25 protein-coding genes and 1 pseudogene are annotated in these 26,403 nt (G+C 72.9%); 23 read left to right on the plus strand and 3 right to left on the minus strand.

Annotated elements, in window-relative coordinates; translation table 11 throughout:
- The first annotated feature begins 25 nt into the window (after positions 1 to 25).
- Entirely contained in the window at positions 26 to 1,261 is a 1,236-nt protein-coding gene (gene ftsY / locus F0L17_RS19170) for a signal recognition particle-docking protein FtsY (RefSeq protein ID WP_155072027.1), read from the plus strand.
- A gap of 142 nt (positions 1,262 to 1,403) precedes the next feature.
- On the opposite strand, the gene F0L17_RS19175 is transcribed toward ftsY, so the two are convergent.
- Positions 1,404 to 2,093, minus strand: a complete 690-nt coding sequence (locus F0L17_RS19175; RefSeq protein WP_155072028.1) for a bifunctional DNA primase/polymerase — start codon at positions 2,091 to 2,093, stop codon at positions 1,404 to 1,406.
- Between the two features lie 390 nt (positions 2,094 to 2,483).
- Between F0L17_RS19175 and nsdA the strand changes: the two genes are divergently transcribed.
- From nsdA to ffh, 5 genes are all read left to right on the plus strand, one after another.
- Positions 2,484 to 4,007 carry a transcriptional repressor NsdA gene (gene nsdA / locus F0L17_RS19180; protein WP_162466422.1) on the plus strand — a complete coding sequence of 508 codons (1,524 nt, stop codon included), beginning with the start codon at positions 2,484 to 2,486 and terminating at the stop codon, positions 4,005 to 4,007.
- A 315-nt stretch (positions 4,008 to 4,322) separates the two neighbouring features.
- Complete coding sequence (locus F0L17_RS19185) at positions 4,323 to 5,618, plus strand: ammonium transporter (protein WP_155072029.1); 1,296 nt, start codon at positions 4,323 to 4,325, stop codon at positions 5,616 to 5,618.
- The gene (locus tag F0L17_RS19190) at positions 5,615 to 5,953 is read left to right on the plus strand and encodes a P-II family nitrogen regulator (protein ID WP_162466423.1); all 339 of its coding nucleotides are present in this window, start codon (positions 5,615 to 5,617) and stop codon (positions 5,951 to 5,953) included. Before F0L17_RS19185 ends, F0L17_RS19190 begins: the two co-directional genes overlap by 4 nt.
- Positions 5,954 to 6,050: 97 nt before the next feature.
- Complete coding sequence (locus F0L17_RS19195) at positions 6,051 to 8,510, plus strand: [protein-PII] uridylyltransferase (RefSeq protein ID WP_155072030.1); 2,460 nt, start codon at positions 6,051 to 6,053, stop codon at positions 8,508 to 8,510.
- 72 nt (positions 8,511 to 8,582) lie between these two features.
- Entirely contained in the window at positions 8,583 to 10,136 is a 1,554-nt protein-coding gene (gene ffh / locus F0L17_RS19200) for a signal recognition particle protein (protein WP_162466424.1), read from the plus strand.
- Between the two features lie 19 nt (positions 10,137 to 10,155).
- Here the strand turns inward: ffh and F0L17_RS19205 are convergent, their stop codons facing one another.
- Entirely contained in the window at positions 10,156 to 10,965 is an 810-nt protein-coding gene (locus F0L17_RS19205; protein ID WP_155072031.1) for a class I SAM-dependent methyltransferase, read from the minus strand.
- Between the two features lie 214 nt (positions 10,966 to 11,179).
- On the opposite strand from F0L17_RS19205, the gene proS reads away from it, so the two are divergent.
- The 17 genes from proS to F0L17_RS19290 all read left to right on the plus strand — a co-directional run bounded on the left by proS (position 11,180) and on the right by F0L17_RS19290 (position 25,268).
- Positions 11,180 to 12,595 carry a proline--tRNA ligase gene (gene proS / locus F0L17_RS19210; protein WP_155072032.1) on the plus strand — a complete coding sequence of 472 codons (1,416 nt, stop codon included), beginning with the start codon at positions 11,180 to 11,182 and terminating at the stop codon, positions 12,593 to 12,595.
- 161 nt (positions 12,596 to 12,756) lie between these two features.
- Positions 12,757 to 13,401 (plus strand): hypothetical protein, encoded by a 645-nt coding sequence (locus tag F0L17_RS19215; RefSeq protein ID WP_155072033.1) that lies wholly within the window; start codon positions 12,757 to 12,759, stop codon positions 13,399 to 13,401.
- 223 nt (positions 13,402 to 13,624) lie between these two features.
- A complete protein-coding gene (gene rpsP / locus F0L17_RS19220) occupies positions 13,625 to 14,059 on the plus strand; it encodes a 30S ribosomal protein S16 (RefSeq protein WP_162466425.1) in 435 nt (144 codons plus the stop codon).
- A gap of 2 nt (positions 14,060 to 14,061) precedes the next feature.
- Positions 14,062 to 14,301, plus strand: a complete 240-nt coding sequence (locus F0L17_RS19225; RefSeq protein WP_155073871.1) for an RNA-binding protein — start codon at positions 14,062 to 14,064, stop codon at positions 14,299 to 14,301.
- Positions 14,302 to 14,410: 109 nt separating this feature from the next.
- The gene (gene rimM, locus F0L17_RS19230) at positions 14,411 to 15,034 is read left to right on the plus strand and encodes a ribosome maturation factor RimM (protein WP_162466426.1); all 624 of its coding nucleotides are present in this window, start codon (positions 14,411 to 14,413) and stop codon (positions 15,032 to 15,034) included.
- Positions 15,034 to 15,891, plus strand: a complete 858-nt coding sequence (gene trmD / locus F0L17_RS19235; protein ID WP_155072034.1) for a tRNA (guanosine(37)-N1)-methyltransferase TrmD — start codon at positions 15,034 to 15,036, stop codon at positions 15,889 to 15,891. The genes rimM and trmD overlap by 1 nt, the downstream gene beginning before the upstream one ends.
- 130 nt (positions 15,892 to 16,021) lie before the next feature.
- A complete protein-coding gene (gene rplS, locus F0L17_RS19240; RefSeq protein WP_155072035.1) occupies positions 16,022 to 16,369 on the plus strand; it encodes a 50S ribosomal protein L19 in 348 nt (115 codons plus the stop codon).
- Between the two features lie 126 nt (positions 16,370 to 16,495).
- Positions 16,496 to 17,140 carry a signal peptidase I gene (gene lepB, locus F0L17_RS19245; RefSeq protein ID WP_155072036.1) on the plus strand — a complete coding sequence of 215 codons (645 nt, stop codon included), beginning with the start codon at positions 16,496 to 16,498 and terminating at the stop codon, positions 17,138 to 17,140.
- The gene (gene lepB / locus F0L17_RS19250; RefSeq protein ID WP_155072037.1) at positions 17,133 to 18,191 is read left to right on the plus strand and encodes a signal peptidase I; all 1,059 of its coding nucleotides are present in this window, start codon (positions 17,133 to 17,135) and stop codon (positions 18,189 to 18,191) included. Before lepB (F0L17_RS19245) ends, lepB (F0L17_RS19250) begins: the two co-directional genes overlap by 8 nt.
- Positions 18,118 to 19,062 carry a signal peptidase I gene (gene lepB, locus F0L17_RS19255; protein WP_162466860.1) on the plus strand — a complete coding sequence of 315 codons (945 nt, stop codon included), beginning with the start codon at positions 18,118 to 18,120 and terminating at the stop codon, positions 19,060 to 19,062. The genes lepB (F0L17_RS19250) and lepB (F0L17_RS19255) overlap by 74 nt, the downstream gene beginning before the upstream one ends.
- Positions 19,063 to 19,128: 66 nt before the next feature.
- Positions 19,129 to 19,878, plus strand: coding sequence for a signal peptidase I (gene lepB, locus F0L17_RS19260; RefSeq protein ID WP_162466427.1), 750 nt, complete (start codon positions 19,129 to 19,131; stop codon positions 19,876 to 19,878).
- Between the two features lie 13 nt (positions 19,879 to 19,891).
- On the plus strand, positions 19,892 to 20,215 hold the full coding sequence (locus F0L17_RS19265) for a DUF2469 domain-containing protein (RefSeq protein ID WP_155072038.1): 324 nt from the start codon (positions 19,892 to 19,894) through the stop codon (positions 20,213 to 20,215).
- A 171-nt stretch (positions 20,216 to 20,386) separates the two neighbouring features.
- Positions 20,387 to 20,809 (plus strand): YraN family protein, encoded by a 423-nt coding sequence (locus tag F0L17_RS19270; protein WP_155072039.1) that lies wholly within the window; start codon positions 20,387 to 20,389, stop codon positions 20,807 to 20,809.
- A gap of 1 nt (position 20,810) precedes the next feature.
- A complete protein-coding gene (locus tag F0L17_RS19275; protein ID WP_155072040.1) occupies positions 20,811 to 22,418 on the plus strand; it encodes a YifB family Mg chelatase-like AAA ATPase in 1,608 nt (535 codons plus the stop codon).
- Positions 22,415 to 23,545: a DNA-processing protein DprA gene (gene dprA / locus F0L17_RS19280; RefSeq protein WP_162466428.1), complete on the plus strand. Its 1,131-nt coding sequence runs from the start codon at positions 22,415 to 22,417 to the stop codon at positions 23,543 to 23,545. The genes F0L17_RS19275 and dprA overlap by 4 nt, the downstream gene beginning before the upstream one ends.
- A gap of 268 nt (positions 23,546 to 23,813) precedes the next feature.
- A complete protein-coding gene (whiG, locus tag F0L17_RS19285) occupies positions 23,814 to 24,656 on the plus strand; it encodes an RNA polymerase sigma factor WhiG (protein WP_155072041.1) in 843 nt (280 codons plus the stop codon).
- A gap of 72 nt (positions 24,657 to 24,728) precedes the next feature.
- A complete protein-coding gene (locus F0L17_RS19290) occupies positions 24,729 to 25,268 on the plus strand; it encodes a TetR/AcrR family transcriptional regulator (RefSeq protein WP_155073875.1) in 540 nt (179 codons plus the stop codon).
- Between the two features lie 385 nt (positions 25,269 to 25,653).
- Here F0L17_RS19290 and F0L17_RS19295 read toward each other — a convergent pair.
- A pseudogene (locus F0L17_RS19295) lies at positions 25,654 to 26,226 on the minus strand (murein hydrolase activator EnvC family protein); the annotation flags it as partial.
- Positions 26,227 to 26,403 lie beyond the last annotated feature (177 nt).

Raw genomic sequence — 26,403 nt, forward strand, 5'->3', positions numbered from 1 at the left:
GGTGGTGGCCGATACTGGACCTGCTATGGACATCCTCATTCTCGTTGTCGTCATCGCCGTGGTCGCCGTCGCCGCGATCGGCGGACTCGTGGTCACCGGTCTCAGGAAGAAGAAGACGCCACCGGTGCCCCCCCGGTCCGCCCCACCGACCATCACCACACCCCCCGCCCGGGAACCACAGGTGGGGGAGGAGGCGGGGCCGCCTCGTGCGGAGGAACGCCGCACCATCGAAGAGGTCGACCTGCCCCCGACCCCGTCCGGGGCGACGGACGCGGAGGCCGCCGCGCCTCCCGCGCCCCCCGAGCCCGAGCTCGAAACCCCCGCGCCCACCGCCGGCCGGCTGGTGCGGCTGCGCGAGCGACTGTCGCGCTCCCAGAACACCCTGGGGCGCGGCCTGCTCACCCTGCTCTCCCGCGACCGCCTCGACGAGGACACCTGGGAGGAGATCGAGGACACCCTGCTCACCGCCGACGTCGGCGTCGCCCCCACCCAGGAGCTGGTGGAGCGGCTGCGCGAGCGGGTGCGGGTGCTGGGCACCCGCACGACCGAGGAGCTGCGCGCGCTGCTGCGCGAGGAGCTGCTGAACCTGGTGGGCACCGATCTGGACCGCACCGTCCACACCGAGGGCGGGGTCTCGTCCGAGGGTGTGGTGCGTCCGGGCGTGGTCCTGGTCGTCGGCGTCAACGGCACCGGCAAGACCACCACCACCGGCAAGCTCGCCCGTGTCCTGGTCGCCGACGGGAAGTCGGTCGTGCTGGGAGCCGCCGACACCTTCCGCGCGGCCGCCGCCGACCAGCTCCAGACGTGGGGCGAGAGGGTGGGCGCCCGTACCGTCCGCGGCCCCGAGGGCGGGGACCCGGCGTCGGTCGCCTTCGACGCGGTCAAGGAGGGCATCGCCGAGAGCGCGGACGTCGTCCTGGTCGACACCGCGGGCCGGCTGCACACCAAGACCGGCCTGATGGACGAGTTGGGCAAGGTCAAGCGGGTGGTGGAGAAGCACGGCCCGGTGGACGAGGTGCTGCTCGTCCTGGACGCCACCACCGGTCAGAACGGCCTGATCCAGGCCCGGGTCTTCGCAGAGGTCGTGAACATCACCGGCATCGTGCTCACCAAGCTCGACGGCACGGCCAAGGGCGGCATCGTCGTCGCGGTCCAGCGCGAGCTGAACGTCCCGGTCAAGCTGATCGGCCTGGGCGAGGGCGCGGACGACCTGGCACCGTTCGAGCCGGAGGCCTTCGTCGACGCCCTGATCGGCGACTGACGTCGGGCGTCTCGCGGAGGCACCGCGTGGGCGCGGGCTCACAGGAGCCCGTGCCGGGGCCCGCCGCACGCGACCGTGGAGGCACGGGCGCGGCGGGGCCCGGCCGGTGTCGGCCACCCGCCGGGGCCCGTGGCGGGCGGGGTCAGTCGCCGACCGGCGCCCGGTGGCAGACGTAGGCCAGGGTGCCCAACAGCAGCCGGGCGTGCGGTGGACGCCCGGCCCCCTCCAGGGTGGGCGGGCGCAGCCACCGCACCGGACCGAGCCCGCCCAGGTCGCAGGGCGGGGCGGTGACGTGATCACCGGGCCCGAGACCGCGCAGGGCCGGTACGCAGTCGTCCCAACCCATGCGGTACAGCAGTTCGGACAGGCGGGCGGCGGCCCCGGGAGCGACGAAGAACCAGGCGCGGTGGTCCGGGGCGACGGCGACCGGGCCGAGCGGGAGCCCCATCCGCTCCATCCGGACCAGGGCGCGTCGCCCCGCCGCCTCGGGCACCTCGATGACGTCGAAGGCCCGGCCCACCGGCAGCAGGACCGTCGCGCCGGGCACCTTCCCCCAGGCCCGCGTGGCCTCGTCCAAGGTGGCGCCCGCGGGCACCACCGGGGAGTCGTCGAGGGGATGGGCGCCCGGCAGGAGGCAGTCCGGAACCCGGCAGGAGCAGGTGGTGCGGCCGCCCCCGCGTACGGCGCGGGCGCCGGGGACGACGTCCCAGCCCCACAGACCGGTGTACTCGGCCACGGCCGTGCACACCGGGGCGCGGCCCCGGCGTCGGGTGCCGGACCGCAGTTCCCGGAGCTCCCGAATCTCCCGGATGCTGCCGATAGTGAAGCCCATGCCCCCTCCAACGGGTTCCGTGCGCTCTTGGTTACGAGATCGTCGCCCGGAGCGACGCAGAGTGACCCCGGACGGAGCGAGGTGCCGAGGCACGCGGAGGGGCGCGGTGTGCGACGTGCGCCCCGGCGCGCATCACCCCGATCGCTGGGAGCCGCCTGGTCCAAGTGAATCGCGCGGACGCCTCCCCGGCCTCACCCGAAGGGGTGGCGAATGGTGGCGGTTTTGCAATTTCACTCGCCGCGTCGGTGATCGTAGGATTACTTTCGGTTCACACGGCGACACGGACACACGGACGGTGCCCGTCGTGTGCTCGTGCCGGAAGCGTGCCGTCGTCGGCAGGCCCGGTGGACGGCGGCACACGGACGACGGGCCGGGAATGGGGGCGCTCCAGTGGGCGGCAACGGCAGCGGCGGCGGAGGCGGCACCACTGGGAAGCGCCCCAACGAACAACTCGTGTCGTGGTTCGTGCGCAGCGGCTGGTCCAAGGGCGAACTGGCCCGGCAGGTGAACCGCCGCGCACGCCGGCTGGGCGCGCACCACATCAGCACCGACACCTCCCGGGTGCGGCGCTGGCTGGACGGCGAACAACCCCGCGAACCCATCCCGCGCATCCTCTCCGAGCTGTTCTCCGAGCGCTTCGGCAGCGTGGTCGCCGTCGAGGACCTCGGGCTGCGCTCCGGCCGCCCGGCCGCCTCCGGCGGCGGCGTCGAACTGCCCTGGACCGGACCGCAGACCGTGGCGGCCATCAGCGAGTTCTCGCGCAGCGACCTGATGCTGGCCCGCCGGGGCTTCCTCGGCCCCTCCCTGAGCGTGGCCGCCGGTCCCGCCCTCGTCGAGCCGATGCAGCGCTGGTTGGTGCCCGCCCCCACCGGCGCGTCCGTCGCGACGACCCCGCCGGCCCCGGTGGTGCCGCTCCGGGAGGGCGGAGCCCGGCGCGGGGCCCGTCTGTCCACCCCCGAACTGGACCTGCTGGAGCAGGCCATCGTGATGTTCCGCCAGTGGGACGCCCAGTGCGGTGGCGGCCTACGGCGCAAGGCCGTCGTCGGTCAGCTCCACGAGGTCACCGAGCTCCTCCAGGACTCCCACCCCGAGCCGGTGCGGCGGAGGCTGTTCAAGGTGACCGCCGAGCTGGCCGAGCTGGCCGGATGGATGAGCTACGACGTCGGACTCCAGCCGACCGCCCAGAAGTACTTCGTCCTCGCCCTGCACGCCGCCAAGGAGGCCGGCGACCGACCGTTGGGGGCGTACGTGCTCTCCGACATGAGTCGCCAGATGATCCACCTGGGCCGCCCCGAGGACGCGTTGGAGCTGGTCCACCTCGCCCAGTACGGCAGTCGGGAGAGCGCCACGCCGCGCACCCAGGCCATGTTCCACGCCCTGGAGGCGCGGGCGTACGCCAACATGGGGCGCCCCGACAGGTGCCACCGGGCGGTGCGGATGGCCCGGGACACCTTCGAGGAGATCACCCCGGGCGACGCCGACCCCGACTGGATCGGCTTCTTCTCCGAGGCCGAACTCAGCGCCGAGAACGCCCACTCCTACCGGGATCTCGCCTACGTCGCCGGTCGCAGTCCCGCCTACGTCTCGCTCGCCCAGCCCGAGATGGAGAAGGCCGTGGAGCTGTTCGCCCGCGAGTGCGGTGAGGACGGCAGCGGTCACCAGCGGTCCTACGCCCTCAACCTCGCCGGGATGGCCACCGTCCACCTGCTCAAGCGGGAGCCCGAGCAGTGTGCCGACATGGCCGGCAGGGCCCTGGGGGTGGCCGGCCGCCTCAGGTCCGAGCGGGTCAACACCCGCATCCGCAAGGCCGTCGCCTCGGCCGCCCGCGAGTTCGGGGACGTCGCCGAGATCGTCGAGCTCACCGAGCGGCTCGCCTGCGAGCCGGCCGAGGGCGGGATCGCCCTCGCCGTGTGAACCGGCGCTCTTCGGCCGATTCCCCGGTGTGTCCGAGTTGTCATACGACCGTGCCGGCCGCCGGACGCCCACCGCGCGTCCGGCGGCCGTCGCCGTCGGTGGGGGCGGTGTGGGACACGGGGAGCGGGACGAGGAGCCCCGACCGGGGGATTCCGGTCGGGGGAGCGCGTTCATCCGGACGTAACACGACGGGTGCCTTCGTCACCACGGTGAAACGCCGTGCCGCATCACAGGAAACGGGACTTCGCGAACCTGTGGCGCATCCTGACCCCCAGATCCGCCCCCACGGGTCGCGCACGCGAGGAGACGCCCACATTGAACGGCGCGGATACCGCTTTCGTACTGATCAGCGCGGCGCTGGTCATGCTGATGACACCCGGACTGGCCCTCTTCTACGGCGGCATGGTGCGGGTCAAGAGCGCCCTGAACATGCTCATGATGTCCTTCATCTCCCTGGGCATCGTCAGCGTCCTCTGGGTGCTCTACGGCTACTCGCTCGCCTTCGGCACCGACACCGGTGGCCTGATCGGCAGCTTCGAACACGTCGGTCTGAGCGGCATCGGCGTCGAGACGCTGACCGGCGGTGACGAGGGCATCCCGGTCCTCGCCTTCGTCGTCTTCCAACTGATGTTCGCCGCCCTGACCCCCGCTCTGATGAGCGGCGCACTGGCCGACCGCGTGAAGTTCGGCGCCTGGGCGCTGTTCATCACCCTGTGGGCCACCGTCGTCTACTTCCCCGTCGCCCACTGGGTGTGGGCCGAGGGCGGCTGGCTCTTCGAGCTGGAGGTCATCGACTTCGCCGGCGGTACGGCCGTCCACATCAACGCGGGCGTCGGCGCGCTGGCCGCCGCCCTGGTCGTCGGCAGGCGCATCGGCTTCAAGAAGGAGCCCATGCGCCCCCACAGCCTGCCTCTGGTGGTCCTCGGCGCCGCCCTGCTGTGGTTCGGCTGGTTCGGCTTCAACGCCGGCTCCGCGCTGGGCGCGGGCGGCACCGCCGCCACCATGGCCCTGAACACGCAGGTGGCCACCGCCGCCGCCGTCCTGGGCTGGCTCGCCTACGAACGCGTCCGCCACGGCGCCTTCACCACCCTGGGCGCCGCCTCCGGAGCCGTCGCCGGCCTGGTCGCCATCACCCCCGCCGGCGCGCACGTGAACGCGGTGGGCGCGATCGTCATCGGCCTGGTCGCGGGCGCCGTCTGCTCCTGGGCCGTCAGCCTCAAGTACAAGCTCGGCTACGACGACTCCCTGGACGTCGTCGGCGTCCACCTCGTCGGCGGTGTCGTCGGCACCCTGCTGGTCGGTTTCCTGGCCATCGACGGCATCGGCGGCGCGGAGCAGTTCGGCAAGCAGGCCGTCGGCGCCTTCTCGGTGATGGCCTTCTCCTTCGTGGTCTCCTGGCTGCTGGCCAAGCTGGTCGACGCCGTCGTCGGCTTCCGCGCCGACGAGGACGACGAGACCGCCGGCCTCGACCAGGCGTACCACGCCGAGACCGCCTACGACTTCAGCGCGGTGGGCGGATCGCCCGCCTCCCGCGGCACGGCCGGCATCCCCGACGACAGCGCGACGGCCCTGCCGTCCGGCAAGGGACTCGACGAGAAGGTGGACGCGTGAAGCTCATCACCGCAGTCATCAAACCGCACCGCCTGGACGAGGTGAAGGACGCCCTGCAGGCGTTCGGAGTCCAGGGTCTGACCGTCACCGAGGCCAGCGGCTACGGGCGGCAGCGCGGCCACACCGAGGTGTACCGCGGCGCCGAGTACACCGTCGACCTGGTGCCCAAGGTCCGCGTCGAGGTCCTGGTCGAGGACGAGGACGCCGAGCAGTTGATCGACGTGGTCGCCAAGGCCGCCCGCACCGGCAAGATCGGCGACGGCAAGGTCTGGAGCGTCCCCGTCGAGACGGCGGTGCGGGTGCGCACCGGTGAACGCGGCCCGGACGCCCTGTGACCCGGCCGGGCCGGCCCGCCCCACCGGACGACACCCCGCCCGACATCGAGCGGAGCGGCCGACGGGACACGGAACGGGACACGGAACGGGACACCGCATGACCACGGAACCCGACACCCCCGGCAACTACGCGGCGGCCCGGCTGCGCCTCCTCACCGAGGAGGAGCGGTCCGGGCCGCCGCGCCGCGCCGCCCTCGCGGAGCTGACCGACGCCTGGCTCGCCGGGCTGCTGGGAGAGCCGGCCCGCGGGGTCGCGCTGGTGGCCGTCGGAGGCTACGGCCGCGGAGAACTCTCCCCGCGCAGCGATCTCGACCTGCTCCTCCTCCACGACGGACGCGATCCCCGCGCCGTCGCCACCCTCGCCGACCGCGTCTGGTACCCGGTGTGGGACCTCGGGATCGCCCTCGACCACTCGGTGCGCACACCGCGGGAGGCCCGCCGGGCCGCCGCCGACGACCTGCGGGTGCAGCTCGGTCTGCTCGACGCCCGGCACCTCGCCGGAGACGCGGAACTGACGGCGGCCCTGCGCGCCGAGCACCTCGCCCGCTGGCGCGCCGACGCCCGTCGGCGGCTGCCGGAGCTGCACGAGAGCGTCCGGGAGCGCGCCGGCCGCCACGGTGAGCTGCGCTTCCTCCTCGAACCCGACCTCAAGGAGGCCCGGGGCGGACTGCGTGACGCCACCGCCCTGCGGGCCGTCGCCGCCTCCTGGCTGGCCGACGCCCCCCGCGAGGGCCTGGAGGAGGCCCGCCACACCCTGCTCGACGTGCGCGACGCCCTCCACCTGACCACCGGTCGTTCGGGTGACCGACTCACCCTCCAGGAACAGGACCAGGTCGCCGAGGCGCTCGGACTGCCGGACGCGGACGCGCTGCTGCGCCGCGTGTACGAGGCGGCGCGGGTGATCTCCTACGCGGGGGACGTCACCTGGCGCGAGGTCGGCCGGGTACTGCGCTCACGCGCCGCGCGCGCCCCGCGCGCCGTCCCGCGCACCCCCCTCGCGGAGGGCGTCGTCGAACAGGACGGCGAGGTGGTGCTCGCCCGCACCGCCCGCCCCGAACGCGACCCCGTGCTGCCGTTGCGCGCCGCGGCGGCCGCGGCGCAGGCCGGACTGCCCCTGGCCCGGCCCGCGGTGCGCCGGATGGCCGCCTGCGTACCGCCCCTGCCGGTGCCCTGGCCCACCGAGGCCCGTGAGGCGTTCGTCACCCTGCTCGGCGCCGGCGAGGCGACCGTCGGGGTGTGGGAGGCGCTGGACGCCGAAGGGCTGGTCACCGCGTTGCTGCCGGACTGGGAGCGGGTGCGCTGCCGTCCGCAGCGCAACGCCGTGCACCGCTGGACCGTGGACCGTCACCTGATCGAGACCGTGGTGCGGGCCCGCTCGCGCGTCCGCCGGGTCGGCCGCCCCGACCTGCTGCTGGTCGCCGCGCTGCTGCACGACATCGGCAAGGGCCTGCCCGGCGACCACAGCGTCACCGGCGAGGCCGTCGCCCGTGACCTGGCCGCCCGGATGGGCTTCGGCGCCGCCGACACGGCCGTCCTGGCCGCCCTCGTCCGCCACCACCTGCTGCTGGTGGAGACCGCCACCCGCCGCGACCTGGACGATCCCGCCACCGTCCGTACCGTCGTCGAAGCCGTCGGGGACACCGGCACCCTGGAGCTGTTGCACGCCCTCACCGAGGCCGACGCCCTGGCCACCGGGCCGGCCGCCTGGTCGACGTGGCGCGCCGGTCTCGTGGCCGACCTGGTCGAACGCACCAGGGCGGCGTCGGCCGGGGAACCCGCGGCCGGGGAGCGGGAAGAGCACCTCGGCCGCCCCGGCCGCCCCGGACACCCCGGCCGCCCCGACCCCGCAGCCGAACGACTCGCGCGGGAGGCGCGGCGCACCGGCGGCCCGGTGCTCGCCCTGCGCACCCGCGCCGAGGCGCCGGTGGGTGAGGACCCCGACCCGGCCGGTCCCGGGCCGGTCGGCGCCGAGCTGCACATCGCCCTGCCGGACCGGCCCGGCGTCCTGCCCGCCGCGGCCGGGGTGCTGGCCCTGCACCGGCTGACCGTCCGCGCCGCCGATCTGCGCACCGTCGAGGCCCCCGGCGGGAACCCGGGGCAGTCGCCGGACGGTGCTCCCGTCCTCCTGCTGAGCTGGCGGATCGCCGCCGAGTACGGTTCGCCCCCCGGCCCCGACCGGCTCCGCGCGGACCTGGTCCGCGCCCTGGACGGCTCGCTGGACGTCCCCGGCCGCCTCGCCGAGCGCGAGGCCGCCCACCGGGGCGCCCCCCGCGCCCGCCGCGGCGGTGGGGCCCCGCCGCCCAGGGTGACGGTCGCCCCGACCGGATCGCGGTTGGCGACGGTGATCGAGGTGCGCGCCCAGGACGCCCCCGGGCTGCTCTACCGCGTCGGACGGGCGCTGGAGGAGGCCGGGGCGGCCGTGCGCAGCGCCCGCGTCAGCACGCTCGGCGCCGACGTCGTGGACGCCTTCTACGTCACCACCCCCGACGGCGCGCCGCTGCCCCCGGTCGAGGCCGCCGAACTCGTCCGGGAACTGGAACGGGCCCTGGGCGGCTGACCGCACCGCGGGCGGGCCGATACCCTTGGAGGTCGACCGCCACCGCCGCAACGCGAAGGATCCGCGACCGCCGTGTTCGACACTCTCTCCGATCGCCTCACAGCGACGTTCAAGAACCTCAGGGGCAAGGGCCGTCTGAGCGAGGCGGACATCGACGCCACGGCGCGCGAGATCCGTATCGCCCTGCTGGAGGCCGATGTCGCCCTGCCCGTGGTACGGGCCTTCATCAAGCAGGTCAAGGAGCGCGCCCTGGGCGCGGAGGTCTCCAAGGCCCTGAATCCGGCACAGCAGGTCGTCAAGATCGTCAACGAGGAGCTGATCGGCATCCTCGGTGGCGAGACCCGTCGCCTGCGGTTCGCCAAGAACCCGCCCACGGTGATCATGCTCGCCGGTCTCCAGGGCGCGGGCAAGACGACCCTGGCGGGCAAGCTGGGCCGCTGGCTCAAGGCGCAGGGGCACGCCCCGCTGCTGGTCGCCTGCGACCTTCAGCGGCCCAACGCCGTCAACCAGCTCACCGTCGTCGCCGAACGGGCGGGCGTGGGCATCTACGCCCCCGAGCCGGGCAACGGCGTCGGCGACCCGATCAAGGTCGCCCAGGACTCGATCGAGTACGCCCGTACCAAGCAGCACGACGTGGTCATCGTCGACACCGCCGGCCGCCTGGGCATCGACGAGGAACTGATGCGGCAGGCCGCCGACATCCGCGACGCGGTCCGTCCCGACGAGACCCTCTTCGTCGTCGACGCGATGATCGGCCAGGACGCCGTCAACACCGCCGAGGCCTTCCGTGACGGCGTCGGCTTCGACGGCGTGGTGCTCTCCAAGCTCGACGGTGACGCCCGCGGCGGTGCGGCCCTGTCGGTCGCGCACGTCACCGGCCGCCAGATCATGTTCGCCTCCAACGGCGAGAAGCTGGACGACTTCGACGCGTTCCACCCGGACCGGATGGCGTCCCGCATCCTGGGCATGGGCGACGTCCTCAGCCTCATCGAGAAGGCCGAACAGACCTTCAGCCGGCAAGAGGCCGAGAAGATGGCCGCCAAGCTGGCCAAGGGGCCCAAGGAGTTCACCCTCGACGACTTCCTGGCCCAGATGGAGCAGGTCCGCAAGATGGGCTCCATCTCCAAGCTGCTGGGGATGATGCCCGGCATGGGGCAGATGCGGGAGCAGATCGACAGCATCGACGAGCGCGACGTGGACCGCACCGCCGCGATCATCAAGTCGATGACTCCCGCCGAACGCGAGGACCCCACGATCATCAACGGCTCGCGGCGGGCCCGCATCGCCCGTGGGTCCGGCGTGGACGTCAGCGCGGTGAAGAACCTCGTGGAGCGCTTCTTCGAGGCCCGCAAGATGATGTCGCGGATGGCGCAGGGCGGCGGGATGCCGGGCATGCCCGGGATGCCGGGGATGCCCGGGGCGGGTGGCGCCCGCAAGAAGGGCAAGCAGAAGAAGGCCAAGGGCAAGCAGCGCTCGGGCAACCCGATGAAGCGCAAGGCCGAGGAGCAGGCGCTGGCCGAGCGCCGCGCCGCGGCCCAGGGCGGTGCCTTCGGCCTGCCCGGAGGCCAGGCGCCGGAGGACTTCGAACTGCCGCAGGAGTTCAAGGACATGCTTCCGCCGAAGTAGACGCCCGCGGCCCGCTCCGTCAGGTCATGGCGACGACGTAGCGGAACAGGTTCTGCATCCACACCGTGCCGTCGGCCCGCACGTAGGGGCGCAGTGCCTCGGTCAGCTCCTTGGTGACCTGTCCCGCGTCCGTCGCCCTGACCGCCGCGTCGTACAGGCCCGTGGAGATCAACCCTCGCACCGCGCTGTCCAGGTCGGCGTAGCCGAACGGGCACGCCACCCGCCCCGAGCCGTCGGGCCGCAGCCCCGCCCGACGGGCCAGGTCCTCCAGGTCGTCCCGACCGCCGGGCCGCCAGCAGCGCCCGGTCGCCCGGCGCGGCTCCGCCAGCCGTTCGGCCACCCGCAGCGCGGGGGCGGCGGCACACCGCTCGACCGGCCCCCACCCCGCCAGCACCACCGGAGTGTCCCGTCCCGTCACCTCCGCCACCCGGGCCAGCACCTCCGGCCCGGGCAGGGTGTCGAAGGCCGTCACCAGGGTGGGCGGGGGTCCCTCGCGCAGCGTGGCGGCGTCCGGTCCGCCGTCCGGCCCGCTCGGCAGCACCCGCGCGCTCCAGTGCCGCGCCCCCCACTGCGGTTCCGGCAGCAGCCGCTGCCGGGCCAGTTCCAGACGCGCCTCGTCGGTGTCCGTCCCCGTGACGGCGGCGCCGCGGGCGGCGGCCATCACCAGCGCCAGGCCCGAGCCGCAGCCCAGGCCCAGGACGTGTGTGTGCCGTCCGACCTCGAACCGGTCGTACACCGCCTCGTAGAGCGGAACCAGCATCCGCTCCTGGATCTCCGCCCAGTCCCGGGCCGGCCGCGGGAGGTGCCGCTGTGCGAGCGTGGGTGCCATCGCAACATCCCCATTCCGATGGAAGGATCGCCGGATACCCGGCCGCCGTCTCGTCCCCCGAGAGGTCTGTCCCCGAAAGCCAGGGAACTGCGCATCTGTCCCCGAGTCCAGAGGGTGCGCCGGGATGTCTCGCCCGCGCCGCCCGCGCGCACTCCTACGTTCCCCCGACATCCCGATTCACGCATCCGCGACACCGCGCCGTACCATGCCAGCCATGGCGAAGGCTCCCGTGCTCACCCCCCAGGCAGACGACTTTCCGCGTTGGTACCAGGACGTGATCAGCAAGGCGGAATTGGCCGACAACGGGCCGGTGCGCGGCACCATGGTCATCCGACCGTACGGGTACGGACTCTGGGAGCGGATGCAGCGGGAGATGGACGCCCGCATCAAGGCCGCCGGCGCCGAGAACGCCTACTTCCCCCTGTTCATCCCGCAGTCGTACCTGACCAGGGAGGCCGAGCACGTCGAGGGCTTCGCCCCGGAACTCGCGGTGGTCACGCACGGCGGCGGCAAGGAGTTGGAGGAGCCGGTGGTCGTCCGGCCGACCTCCGAGACGATCGTCAACGAGTACTTCTCCAAGTGGGTGCAGAGCTACCGCGACCTGCCCCTGTTGATCAACCAGTGGGCCAATGTGGTGCGCTGGGAAATGCGTCCGCGCCTCTTCCTGCGAACGAGTGAGTTCCTGTGGCAGGAGGGGCACACCGCCCACGCCACCTACGAGGACGCGCGGGACTTCGCGGCCCGCATCCACCGCGAGGTCTACGCCGACTTCATGGAGAACGTCCTGGCCATGGACGTCGTGCTGGGCCGCAAGACCCCCAGGGAACGTTTCGCGGGCGCCATCAACACCCTCACCCTGGAGGGCATGATGGGCGACGGCAAGGCGCTCCAGATGGGGACCAGCCACGAGCTGGGACAGAACTTCGCCAAGGCCTTCGACACCCGTTACCTGTCCAGGGACGGCGAGCGGGAGCTGGTCTGGCAGACCTCCTGGGGTTCGACCACCCGGATGATCGGCGCCCTGGTGATGATGCACGGCGACGACCACGGCCTGCGCGTCCCGCCGCGGCTGGCCCCCGTCCAGGCCGTCGTCCTGGCGATCAAGGGTGACGACGCGGTGTTGGCGAAGGTCCGCGAGGTCGGCGACCGGCTCGCCGCGGCCGGGGTCCGGGTGAAGGTGGACGACCGCACCGACACCCCCTTCGGCCGGCGCGCGGTGGACTGGGAGCTCAAGGGCGTCCCGCTGCGGATCGAGATTGGCCCGCGCGACCTGGAGAACGGCACCGCGATGCTGGTCCGCCGCATCGCCGGGGGGAAGGAGCCGGTGGCGATCGACACCCTGGTCGAGCTGTCCCCCAAGCTGTTGGAGGAGGACCAGGCGCTGTTGCTGCGCCGGTCCCGCGAGCGCCGCGAGGCCCGCACGGCGGACGTGCGGACGGTGGAGGAGGCCGCCGAGGTCGCCACCGGTGGCGGCTGGGCCCGTATTCCCTGGGCCGACCTGGGGCCCGAGGGCGAGGCGAGGCTGGCCGAGCGGGCCGTCACCGTCCGGTGTCTGGTGGGCGAGGACGGGGCGGTCCCCGAGTCCGACGACGCCCCCGGTACGGTGGCCGTGGTCGCCCGCTCCTACTGAGGAGCCGCCGGGAGCCGCGCCCGAAGCCGGTCGGGATGTTACCGGCAGGTCGGTAACATCCCGCTTGGGGTGGGTCGGAGCCGGGTCCTCCCCGGATCGGTACTCCCGCCCCGTCGGCACGCATCAACCTGAACTGACTGGTACGTGCAAAATTATTTGGGATGCCCCGTAATCGGAACACCGGGACACTCTGGCTCGTTGTGCACGACGTGAGCACGACACCACCTGTACTCGCCGCCGAGCTGGCACTCGCCTGGGCCGACATTCAACGGCACCACCCCGAGTTGCCCGACCTGGCCGCGCCCGAATCGCTGATCGGGGAGTCGTCGTCCGCGTGTGGCGCCGAACTCTCCTTCGAAAGGCTGCTGCACGAGGCAGTCCACGGGATCGCCGCCGCCCGCGGAGTCCGGGACACCTCGCGTGCCGGCCGTTACCACAACCGCCGCTTTCTGGCGATCGCCGAGGAGCTCGGCCTCGAACACTCGGACGAGCCGCATCCGAGCAGCGGTTTCTCGCTGGTCGTCATGGAGCCCGAGACGAGAAAGCGCTACCGGCCCACCATCGAGCGGCTGCAGCGCGCCCTGCGCGCCCACAGCGCCGCCACCACCAACGACACCTCCCGCGCCTTCCGGGGACCGGCCGCCCGACACGGGTCGTCCGGTGGCGGCGTGAGGGTCAAGGCGGTCTGCGACTGCGGCCGCAACGTCCGGGTCGTGCCGTCCGTCCTGGCCCAGGCGCCGATCGTGTGCGGGGCCTGTGGGAAACCGTTCCGCATCCCCGAGAAGGAGGCGGTCGGCGTGGGGTGAACGCGGGACGCGCGCCGGTCGGGAGCGTCGAGGGGAGCCGGTGGGGGGCCGGTGGCCCGGAACGGCGCGCCCACGAGGTGTGGCACAATGGGCGGCTGTACTCGACAGCCGCACAGGACCCCTCTCTCCTCCGGCTGACGCGTCCATCGGACACTCGGGTACCACCACCCCACGTGGCATCCCGCTGGGTCCAACCACGCCAACACCAGGAGACACCACAGCCGTGGCAGTCAAGATCAAGCTGAAGCGACTGGGCAAGATCCGTTCGCCTCACTACCGCATCATCGTCGCCGACTCCCGTACGCGTCGCGACGGCCGGGCCATCGAGGAGATCGGTCTGTACCACCCGGTGCAGAACCCCTCGCGCATCGAGGTCGACTCGGAGCGCGTCCAGTACTGGCTGGGTGTCGGCGCGCAGCCGACCGAGCCGGTCCTGGCCATCCTGAAGGTCACCGGCGACTGGCAGAAGTTCAAGGGCCTGCCCGCCCCGGAGCCGATGAAGGTCGCCGAGCCCAAGCCCGACAGGCGTGCCCTCTTCGAGGCCGCCGCCAAGGAGTCGGCGGACGAGCCCAAGGGTGACGCCATCACCCCGAAGGCGAAGAAGGCCGACAAGAAGGCGGACGAGGCCGAGGCCTCCGCCGAGTCGACCGAGGCGTGACCATGCTGGAAGAGGCCCTCGACCATCTGGTGAGGGGCATCGTCGACCACCCCGACGAGGTGCAGGTCGCGTCCCGCAACCTGCGCCGCGGGCGCGTGCTGGAGGTCCGGGTCCACCCCGAGGACCTCGGCAAGGTGATCGGCCGCAACGGCCGGACCGCACGTGCGCTGCGCACCGTCGTCGGGGCCCTCGGCGGACGGAGCGTCCGCGTCGACCTCGTCGACGTCGACCAGGTCCGCTGAAGAGTCGCAGCGAACAGCACGAGGCACCGGCACGGGCCGGGGGCGGCACCACCGCCCCCGGCCCGTGCCGTCATGTACGAGCAGGTACGAGAACCTGGAGTGACGAGCAGTGCAGCTGGTAGTCGCACGCATCGGCCGCGCCCACGGCATCAAGGGCGAGGTCACGGTGGAAGTGCGCACCGACGAGCCCGAGGTGCGGCTCGCCCCCGGCGCGGTCCTGGCCACCGACCCCGCCTCCGTCGGCCCGCTGACCATCGCCGCCGGCCGCGTCCACAGCGGGCGGCTGCTGCTGCGCTTCGAGGGCGTGCGCGACCGCACCGCCGCCGAGGCGCTGCGGAACACCCTCCTGATCGCCGAGGTCGATCCGGACGAGGCCCCTGAGGACCCCGACGAGTACTACGACCACCAACTGGTCGACCTCGACGTCGTCACCCGCGACGGTACGGCCGTCGGTCGGGTCGAGGAGATCGCCCATCTGCCGTACCAGGACCTGCTCGTGGTGCGGAGGGTCGACGGGGGTGAGGTGTTGATCCCCTTCGTCGCCGAGATCGTGCCCGAGGTCGACCTGGAGGCGCAGCGGGCGGTGGTCGACCCGCCCCCCGGGCTCCTCGACGACCGTGCGGTCGTCGCCGGTTCCCGGTCGGGCGACGGCGGTGGCGGCGGTGGTGGCGGCGGTGGTGACGAGGGGCAGGGTGGCGGGGACGGCGATCGGCGTGGGGAAGGAGCCCGCTGATGCGGCTCGACATCGTCACGATCTTCCCCGAGTACCTGGAGCCGCTGAACGTCTCCCTCGTCGGCAAGGCCCGCGCCCGCGGCCTCCTGGACGTGCGCGTCCACGACCTGCGGCAGTGGACGCACGACCGGCACAACACCGTCGACGACACCCCCTACGGGGGCGGCCCCGGCATGGTGATGAAACCCGAGCCGTGGGGCGAGGCGTTGGACGCGATCGTCGCCTCCGGCGGCCCCGGGGAGGGGAGCGACACCGAGGACGGGAGCCGCGGCGGGAGCGAGCACGGGCCGGTCGTCGTCGTCCCCACCCCCAGCGGAAGCCCCTTCACCCAGACGACGGCCGTCGAGCTGGCGGCCGAGCCCTGGCTGGTCTTCACCCCCGCCCGCTACGAGGGCATCGACCGTCGCGTGATCGAGGAGTACGGCGAGCGCCTGAGGGTGCGCGAGTTGTCCATCGGCGACTACGTCCTGGCCGGCGGCGAGGCACCCGTACTGGTCATGGTGGAGGCCGTCGCCCGACTGCTGCCCGGCGTCCTGGGCAACGCCGAGTCCCACCGGGACGACTCCTTCGCTCCCGGCGCCATGGCCGACCTCCTCGAAGGCCCCGTCTACACCAAGCCCCCGGTGTGGCGCGGCCGCGGCATCCCCGAGGTGCTGCTCAGCGGCCACCACGGACGGATCGCCCGCTGGCGCCGCGACCAGGCGCTCCACCGCACCGCGCGGTACCGCCCCGACCTCATCGAGCGCTGCGACCCCGCGGCGCTGGACGCCCAGGACCGCGTGCTGCTGGCCGAACTCGGCTGGACCGAGGGCGACGACGGCCGATTTGGGCGCACCGCCTCGGACGTGGAAGAATAGGCCGCTGCCTCACGCCCGACGCGCGACCCTGCCACAGGGGGACCGACGCCGTCGGCACGGTGGCCTTCCGAACATTCCAGACGAACCGTTCCGCCGATGACCTGTGGCATCGGCGAGGAAGCAGACCGACATGCACCTGCTCGACAGCGTCGACGCCGCCTCGCTGCGCACCGACATCCCCAAGTTCCGCCCCGGCGACACCGTCAACGTCCACGTCCGCGTCATCGAGGGCAACCGCTCCCGCGTGCAGCAGTTCAAGGGCGTCGTCATCCGTCGCCAGGGTTCGGGCGTCCGCGAGACCTTCACCGTCCGCAAGGTCAGCTTCAGCGTCGGCGTGGAGCGCACCTTCCCGGTGCACACGCCGGTCGTCGAGAAGATCGAGGTCGTCACCCGCGGTGACGTCCGCCGCGCCAAGCTGTACTACCTGCGCGAGCTGCGCGGCAAGGCCGCGAAGATCAAGGAGAAGCGCGAGAACTGACCGCGCCCGCGGCGCGCCCCGGGCGGACGGATACGGCACACACGGGCACGTACCGGCCGCGCGGTCGAGGGCGCCGCGCCGCCGTCCCCCCGAAGATCGTCGTCGCCGGGTTAGGCTCTCGGCTCGATGGACACCGACGGACGGCACACACCTCCCACGGAGCGCGACCGCTCCCCGCACCCCGACCGGGGGCGGGGTCGCCGGTCGCGCTCCGTGCGTCGTACGGCGTTGGCGGTGGCCGGAACCATCGGGGTGCTCCTGCTGGTCCACATGTTCGTGGCACAGCCCTTCCGCATCCCGAGCGACTCGATGGCCAACACCCTCGAGGTCGGGGACCGAGTCCTGGTGAACAAGTTGGCGTACCGCTTCGGCAACCTTCCGGCCCGCGGGGACGTTGTCGTGTTCGACGGCGCCGGTTCGTTCGACCCGGTGCGGTCGGACGGTTCCGACTACGTCAAGCGGGTCGTCGGGGTCGGCGGGGACCGGGTGACGTGCTGCGACGAGCGGGGGAGGATCGAGGTGAACGGCGAGCCCGCGGACGAGGCGTACCTGCACCCCGGCGACCGCCCCTCGGCCGTGCCCTTCGACATCGAGGTTCCCGAGGGACGGCTGTGGGTGATGGGCGACCACCGTTCCCGGTCGAGCGACTCGCGCGACCACCTCGGCTCCCCCGGCGGAGGCACCGTCCCGGTGGATCGTGTCGTCGGTCGGGTCGACTGGATCGTCTGGCCGGCCGGCCGTTGGAGCTCGCCGCGGGACCGGCATGGGTAGGCGCGGACGACCCAGGGACCGGCAAAGGGCCGAGGAGCTCCCCGCCGCGGCGGGGGAGACCGGGGCGACCCTGCGCGGCCCCGGGGAAGGGCGGGCCGACCGGCGGCGCGCGGCCAAGCGGATGCGACGGCGTCGACGGCTGTCGATGACCAAGGAGATCCCCGTCCTGGTGGGTGTGGCGCTGCTCATCGCCCTGGTGCTCAAGACGTTCCTGGTCCAGGCGTTCGTCATCCCCTCCGGTTCCATGGAACAGACCATCCGGATCGACGACCGGGTCCTGGTCGACAAGTTGACCCCCTGGTTCGGCGCCCGCCCCGAACGCGGCGACGTGGTCGTCTTCAAGGATCCCGGAGGCTGGCTGCCGCCCCAGGAGGAACCCGAGCGCGACGACCCCGTCGGGATCAAACAGGCCCGGCAGTTCCTGACGTTCATCGGGCTGTTGCCCTCGGACGACGAACAGGACCTGATCAAGCGGGTCATCGGCGTGGGCGGCGACACCGTCAAGTGCTGCGACGCGGACGGCAGGGTCACCGTCAACGGCACACCGCTCGACGAGCCCTACCTCCACCCCGGGAACGCGCCCTCGGGGATGCCCTTCGAGGTGGAGGTGCCGGAGAACCGCATCTTCGTCATGGGCGACCACCGCGCCAACTCCGCCGACTCCCGTTATCACCTGGACGAGCCGGGGAAGGGGACCGTCCCGGAGGATCTCGTGGTGGGCAAGGCCGTGGTGATCGCCTGGCCGTACTCCCACTGGCGGCGACTGGAGGAACCCGGGACCTACGCCTCCGTACCGGACCCGCGCGGCGGGTCCACCTCCGCGGCGGCGGGCGGCGACAATGAGATGGCGCGGGTCCCGATTCCTGCGGAACTCCCGATCGTTATGGGAGTGGTGGGCGTCGGTCCGCACCGACTGAGGCGCGGACGACGGCGCGGTACGAGCAGTGCGAGCAGTGTGAGGAGTGGATGTGGGGGACGTGGCGGCCGGAGCGCGCTCCGACGCGGACGAGCCGGACAGGCGAGCCGAGAAGGAGGGCGCGGAGCGCGATGACCGGCCGGCCGCACGGCCGGAGGGCCAGGGGTCGGACGACACGGACCCGGACGACGGAGAGAGTGTGACGGAGAAGAAACAGCGCTCCTTCCTCAAGGAACTTCCCATCCTGATCGGCGTCGCGCTGCTCCTGGCGCTGCTGATCAAGACGTTCCTGCTCCAGGCGTTCTCCATCCCCTCCGACTCGATGCAGAACACCCTCCAGCGGGGCGACAGGGTCCTGGTGGACAAGCTGACCCCCTGGTTCGGCTCCGAGCCCGAACGGGGCGAGGTCGTCGTCTTCCACGATCCGGGCGGCTGGCTGAACGAGAGCGCGCAGAGCGACCCCGGCGGCCTCACCGGGGTCTTCCAGGGCTTCATGAGCTTCATCGGACTGATGCCCTCGGCCGAGGACCAGGACCTGATCAAGCGGGTCATCGCGGTCGGCGGTGACACCGTGGCCTGCGAGGGGAGCGGTCCCGTCACGGTCAACGGCAAGGCACTGGACGAGCGGTCCTACATCTTTCCCGGAAGCACCCCCTGCGGTCCCGAGGGCTTCGGACCGGTGAAGGTCCCCGAGGGGCGGATCTGGGTGATGGGCGACAACCGCCAGAACTCCCTGGACTCCCGTTTCCACCAGGACCTCGAGGGACGGGGCACCGTCCCCGTGGACCAGGTCGTCGGACGAGCCGTCGTCAAGGCGTGGCCGATCGACCGCTGGGACACCCTCCCCGTGCCGGACACCTTCGCCGAGCAGGGCCTGGCCGCCGCTCCGGCGGTGTTGGGCGCAGCGGGCGCGCTGCCGTTGGTGCTGTGGCGTCGCCGGCGCCTGACGGCCCGGGTCGAGGCCCGCGCCCACGGGAAGCCGGGCGAGGAGCGGGCCGAGGGCTGACCGGCGCGCGCACCCGGGGGTAGGGTGCGGCCAGACCGTCGGTGGACCAGGCCCCGGGAGCGCCCAGTGAGCAGAGCGGAACGTCCCGGAGGCCGTGGCGGAGGTCCGGGCCACGTCCTGTCCTCGCTGGCCGTCGCGGTCGGCTGCGTCCTCTTCCTCGGCGGCTTCGGCTGGGCGGCCCTGTTCTACCGGCCCTACGCCGTGCCCACCGACTCCATGGCGCCCACCGTGAACGCGGGGGACCGCGTCCTGGCCGAGCGCATCGACGGCGACGAGGTCAGACGCGGTGACGTGGTGGTCTTCCTGGATCCGCTGTGGGGCGACATACCGATGGCCAAGCGGGTCGTCGGCGTCGGCGGCGACACCGTCGAGTGCTGCGACCGGGACAACAGGCTGACCATCAACGGCACACCGGTGGAGGAGCCGTACCTGAAAGAGGGGGAACACGCTCCCTTCTCCGCCTTCGAGGCGACCGTCCCCGAGGGGAAGCTCTTCCTCCTCGGCGACCACCGTGCCTCTTCACTGGACTCCCGCACACATCTGGAGGACGCCGGCAACGGATCCGTCGACCGCGACGCGGTGACCGGCCGGATCGACGCCGTCGTCTGGCCGCCGGGCAGCGCGGGCACGGTCGAACGTCCCCAGGGCTTCGCGGAGCTGCCCGGAGGGGTCTCCCGGCCCGGCCCGCTGCGGCCCGCCCTGCTCGCGACCGTCGTCGGTGCCGCCCTGGTCCTCGGTGGCGCCGCGCAGGGGGCGATCGCCTCGGTCCGCGGGAAGCGGGTCCGGCCGGCGCACAATGGGGAGACGCACGGCTGAAGGGGAACATGCCATGAGCGCCGAGGACCTCGAGAAGTACGAGACCGAGATGGAGCTGAAGCTCTACCGGGAGTACCGGGACGTCGTCGGGCTGTTCCGGTACGTGATCGAGACCGAACGGCGGTTCTACCTCACCAACGACTACGAGATGCAGGTGCACTCGGTCCAGGGCGAGGTCTTCTTCGAGGTCACCATGGCCGACGCCTGGGTGTGGGACATGTACCGACCGGCCCGCTTCGTCAAGCAGGTCAGGGTGCTCACCTTCAAGGACGTCAACATCGAGGAACTCAACAAGAGCGACCTCGACCTGCCCGAGGACACCGGCTTCAAGCGGTGAGTCCGTTCCCGCGCCGGACTCCGCGGCCGCTCGACGCGTCCACACCGGTCCACGGGCCTCACCCGCGAGGGTGGGCGCGTTGTCCACAACCGGCGGGTAATCCACCGAAACGGCCCATGGTCCGCCCGACCGCCCCCGCCTCCGCCACAGTCGGCGGCGGAGGTGGTGCCGATGAACGGCAACAACGGCAGCGGAAGCGGCAACCGAGGGACCAAGGGCCGCCACGGCAACAACGCGCTCGGACGCTACGGCGAGGACCTGGCGGCCCGGCGGCTGCGCGAGTCGGGCATGGCCGTCCTCGACCGCAACTGGCGGTGTCGGGACGGAGAGATCGACATCGTCGCCCGGGACGCCGACGCGCTGGTCGTCTGTGAGGTCAAGACCCGTAGGACGGGCCCCTACGGACACCCGACGGCCGCCATCGGTCCGAACAGGGCGGCACGGTTGCGCAGGCTCGCCTCCCACTGGCTCACCCAGCGGTGGCTCACCCGGTACGGCCGCCCGCCGACCGGTGGCGTGCGCATCGACCTCGTCGGCGTCGTCCTGCCCGAACGCGGCGCTCCGCAGGTGCAGCACCTGAGGGGGGTGGCCTGACATGGGGTTCGCCCGCACCTGCTCGGTCGCCCTCGTCGGCGTCGACGGCGTGGTGGTCGAGGTCCAGGCCGACCTCGAACCCGGTCTGGCGACCTTCACCCTGGTCGGCCTGCCCGACAAGAGCCTCGTCGAGAGCCGTGACCGGGTCAGGGCCGCCGTCGTCAACTCGGGCATCGACTGGCCCCAGCGGAAACTCACCGTGGGGCTCAGCCCCGCCTCGGTCCCCAAGAGCGGCAGTGGATTCGACCTGGCCGTGGCCTGCGCGGTGCTCGGCGCGGCCGAACTGATCGACCCACGGGCGCTCACCGATCTGGTGATGATCGGCGAACTCGGGCTCGACGGCCGTGTACGCCCCGTGCGCGGCGTCCTGCCCGCCGTCCTGGCCGCTGCCGAGGCCGGGCACCGCCATGTCGTCGTCGCCGAGCAGACGGCCTCCGAGGCGGCCCTCGTCCCCGGGGTGTCCGTGCTCGGGGTCCGCTCCCTGCGTCAACTCGTCGCCGTTCTGACCGATGCCCCCGTGCCGGAGGAGGAGCCGACCGGGGAAGGCCCCGCGGCCGCCATGCTCGCCGGTCTCGCCGTACCGGGCACCGGGTCCGGCATCCCCAAGATCGTCGGCGAACGACACGTGGACCTCGCCGAGGTCGCCGGCCAGGCCGCGGCCCGCAGGGCCCTGGAGGTGGCCGCCGCGGGCCGGCACCACCTCTTCCTCAAGGGGCCGCCCGGAGCGGGCAAGACCATGCTCGCCGAACGACTCCCCGGACTGCTGCCTCCCCTCACCCCCCAGGAGGCCCTGGAGGTCACCGCCGTCCACTCCGTCGCCGGAACCCTCCCGCCGGGCCGGCCCCTGGTCGAGCGGCCGCCCTACTGCGCGCCCCACCACTCGGCCACCACCGCCTCCCTCGTCGGCGGCGGCAGCGGTCTGCCCAGGCCCGGAGCCGTCTCCCTGGCCCACCACGGCGTGCTCTTCCTGGACGAGGCGGCCGAGTGCAGCGCACGGGTGCTGGACGCGCTGCGCCAACCCCTGGAGTCCGGCCAGGTCACCGTGGCACGAGCGCAGGGCATGATGCGCATGCCCGCCCGTTTCCTGCTCGTCCTCGCCGCCAACCCCTGCCCCTGCGGCCGGCACGGCTCCCGGGCCGGTGGCTGCGAGTGCAGACCCTCCGCCGTCAGGCGCTACCGCGCCCGCCTCTCCGGCCCCCTTATGGACCGCGTCGATCTCCGGGTCACCGTCGAGCCCGTCACCCGCGCGGAGCTGGTCGACCCCGCCGCGCACGGGGAGTCCACCGCCACCGTGGCGGCGCGCGTACACACCGCACGGGAACGCGCCGCCGCCCGCTACACCGACTCCCCCTGGCACACCAACAGCGAGGTCCCCGGCCACGAACTGCGCACCCGCTGGCCCGTGGCGCCCGGAGCGCTGGGTCGGGCCGAGGAGGACATGGAACGCGGGCTGCTCACCGCACGTGGCCTGGACAGGGTCCTCAGGGTCGCCTGGACCTTGGCCGACCTCGCCGGGCACGACCGGCCCACCGCCGACGACGTGGACGGGGCCCTGGAGCTGCGCACGGGAGTGCGGCGCGGCGCGGCGCTCACCGGAGGCCGGAGGTGATCGACGGCGAGGAGCGCGCCGCCCGAGCCGCCCTCACCAGGGTCGGGGAGCCCGGGGACGAGGCGTTGAACAGATGGATCGACCGTTACGGGGCCGCGGAGACCCTCAGAGCCTTCGCGTCCGATCACCCACTGCCCGGCGCCTCCCGGGCCCGCTGGGCCGGACTGCGCGCACGGGCCCGCGACCTCACGCCCGAAGCCGACCTCGAGGCCGTCGACAGACTCGGCGGTCGCCTCGTCTGCCCGGGGGACAACGAGTGGCCGAGCCAACTGGAGGATCTCGGCGACGCCCGCCCCGTCGGGCTGTGGGTACTCGGCCGCGCCTCACTGCGCCTGTGGGCGCTGCGCTCGGTCGCCGTCGTCGGGGCCCGGGCCTGCACCGACTACGGGGCACATGTGGCGTCGTCCCTCGGCGCCGGCCTGGCCGCACGCGGCTGGACGGTGGTCTCCGGCGCTGCCTACGGCGTCGACGGCGCCGCCCACCACGGCACGCTCGCCGCCGGCGGAGCCACCGTCGCGGTACTGGCCTGCGGGGTCGACGTCGCCTACCCGCCGGGCAACGGCACCCTGATCCGGCGCATCGGGCAGGAGGGGCTCCTGGTCGCCGAACTGGCTCCGGGCGACCACCCCACCCGCAGCCGCTTCGTGCTGCGCAACCGTGTGATCGCGGCCCTCACCCGGGGAACCGTGGTGGTGGAGGCCGAGCTGCGCAGCGGTTCCCTGGTCACGGCACGGCGGGCGCTCGCCCTCGGTCGGCTCACCATGGGCGTGCCGGGCCCGGTCACCAGTGGCCTGTCGGCCGGGGTCCATCAGCTCCTGCGTGGTGAGGGCCTGGTCGTCACCGACGCCGACGAGGTCGTCGAGCTCGTCGGTGCCATCGGCGAGCTCGCCCCCGAACGGCGCGGGCCGACACTTCCACTCGACCTGCTGGCCCCGGAGACGACACGCGCACTGGAAGCGCTGCCGGCCCGTGGCGCGCTCACGGCGGCGGCGGTGGCGCGCGCGGCGGCGCTCACCGAGGAGCTCACGCTCGCCCGCCTCCAGGAACTGCGGTCGCTCGGCTTCGTCGAACGGCATGGTGACCACTGGCAGTTGGCACGCCCGGCGAACCAACACCCCAACAGGTGACAGGAGGATCCTTGACCCAGGGCGGCCGAGTGAAAGGGTGAGAGCATGACCGCTGAATGGTTCGTTCCGCACAGTGGCGCCGCCCCACCCCGCCCCGGCGCCCGGGATGGCCCCGAAGCGCGGACAGCGGAACGTATCTGCGGATACTCGATCGACCGGGACATTGCTCTGAGCGACCCGGCAGTCACGCTACGCTCCCATGGCCCCGTTCCCAACGGTCCCTCAGGCGTCAGCGCACAGAACACGGCAGAACGGCTCAAGACGACGTATGCCCCACCACATCTCCGGGTCCGACCGCACGGCCACGGCAGAACCGACCGCAGCCGACGACGCTGCGCGCCCTGCCCCGCCCAGATCACTCGACGAGCTGTGGCGGACGTACAAGTGCACGGGCGACGAGCGACTGCGGGAACAGTTGATCCTCCACTACTCGCCGCTGGTCAAATACGTGGCCGGACGCGTCAGCGTCGGCCTGCCCGCCAACGTGGAACAGGCCGACTTCGTCTCCTCGGGAGTGTTCGGGCTGATCGACGCCATCGAGAAGTTCGATCCCGACCGCTCGATCAAGTTCGAGACCTATGCCATCACCCGCATCCGCGGAGCCATGATCGACGAACTGCGGGCCCTGGACTGGATCCCCCGCTCCGTCCGGCAGAAGGCCCGGGCGTTCGAGCGTGCCCACGCCGCCTTGGAGGCGACGTTGCGGCGCACCCCCTCGGAGTCCGAGGTGGCCGACGAGATGGGGATCCCGCTGGAGGAACTCCACGGCATCTTCAGCCAGCTCCCGCTCGCCAACATGGTCGCGCTGGAGGAGGTGCTCCACGCCGGTGGCGAGGGCGGCGACCGCCTCAGCCTCATGGAGACCCTGGAGGACACCGGTGCCGACAATCCCGTCGAGATCGCCGAGGACCGTGAACTGCGGCGGTTGCTGGCCCGTGCCGTCAACACCCTGCCCGAACGGGAGAAGACCGTGGTGACCCTCTACTACTACGAGGGCCTCACCCTCGCCGAGATCGGACAGGTGCTGGGGGTCACCGAGAGCCGGGTCAGCCAGATCCACACCAAGTCCGTCCTGCAGCTGAGGGCCAAGCTCGCGGACGTCGGTCGCTGAATCGACACCTCCGTCCGTACAGTGGGGCCCGTGCCCAGGATTCGAGCGGCCTCCGTGGCCGAGCACCGGACGATGCAGCGCGGCGCCCTGCTGGAGGCAGCACGATCCCTGCTCTCCGAAGGCGGTACCGAAGCGCTGACCTTCCCCGCCCTCGCCGAACGCACGGGGCTGGCGCGCTCCTCCGTCTACGAGTACTTCCGCTCCCGCGCGGCCGTCGTCGAGGAACTGTGCGCCGTCGACTTCCCCGTCTGGGCGGCCGAGGTGGAGACCGCCATGGCGGAGGCCGACACTCCTGAGGCGAAGGTCGAGGCCTATGTGCGACGACAGTTGGCCCTGGCCGGAGACCGCCGTCACCGGGCCGTCGTCGCGATCTCCGCCGGTGAGCTGGACGCGGGTGCCCGCGAGAAGATCCGCGCCGCCCACGGCGGGCTGATCACCATGGTCGTGGACGCCCTCGCCGCCCTCGGCCACGAGGAACCACGGCTGACCGCCACCCTCCTCCAGGGCATCGTGGACGCGGCGGTCCGCCGGATCGAGTTGGGTGCCGCGGAGGAGCCGGAGCGGGTCGCGAGGGCCGCGGTGTCGATGGCGCTCCACGGCGTCGGGGGCTGACCCCTCCCCGCACCATTCTGCCCTTCCGGGCCCCCTCTGCGGACGGCCGTGGCCGGGCCCGCCGTGCTCCGCCGACTCCGCGGCGCGTGAGGAGGTCCGCGTGGAGGGGCCGTGGCGCGTCCCGCACCGGCCGCCGGTCCCACGGAGGCGGACCACCACGCGGGCGGACGTGGCGGCGGTGCGCCCAGAACGCGGCCACCACCAAGGTCACTGCGACCGTCCCCCCTGCCCTGCGGGAGGAGGCCCCGCCGGTCGCCGACGCCCGCACCGGTTCCGCGACAGCGGCCCCGCTCCCCACGCGCCGCGGACCTTCCGGGAGCGGTACGCCCAGCACCGGAAGCAGCCGGGAGTGCCCCTGTCCCAGCAGGGACAGCGGATCCAGATAGGTCTCACCGCGGCGCAGTCCCCAGTGGAGACAGCCCGCCGAGCAGTGGAAGCCGTCCGACTCCAGCACGCCCACCACGTCCCCCGCCCGCACCCGGTCTCCCTCGCGCACCCGCGCCTCGACCGGCTCGTACGTCGTGCGCAGCGGTGACGCGCCCGTCCCCGTCAACTCGACCGACACCACTCCGCGTCCCGCCACCGTCCCGGCGAACGAGACCCGGCCCGCCGCCACCGCCCGCACCGGATCCCCGGGGCGGGCCGCCAAGTCCACGCCCCGGTGGCCGGCCGCCCACCGCTCGGGCGGCGGAGCCCAGCCGCGCTCGACCCGGCCCGGTACCGGCCGGACCCGGTCGGCGCCGAGGGGATCGTCCCCGGGGGCCGCACGGGCGGGGGCGGCACCGGCGAGAAGGAGAAGAAACGGAAGGCAGCACAGCAGTGCCGCGCGGAGTCGACGTCGCACGGACACAGCGTGGTGGGAGCCGGAGGAGGGCGGAGGGAACGAGGGGAAACGGTGGATTACCGGCCGGTTGTGGACAACTCCGTCACCCGTTCCGGTGGACTGTCCGGACTCCACCCGCTCGCCGGACCCTCCGTCCCCCGACGCCGACCGCCCCCACGGACACCCGGTGCGTGTCGCCCACCGGTTCCCCGGTCCCGTACACTTCTGGTGCGATCCGGGTCACCGGGTCGACTTCGCACGCCCCGCCGCCCGGCGGCGGCCGCGCACTCGGTCCTCGAAGCCGGGCGGCCC

Origin of the sequence: Streptomyces taklimakanensis (genome assembly GCF_009709575.1) — a bacterium.
GTDB lineage: Bacteria > Actinomycetota > Actinomycetes > Streptomycetales > Streptomycetaceae > Streptomyces > Streptomyces taklimakanensis.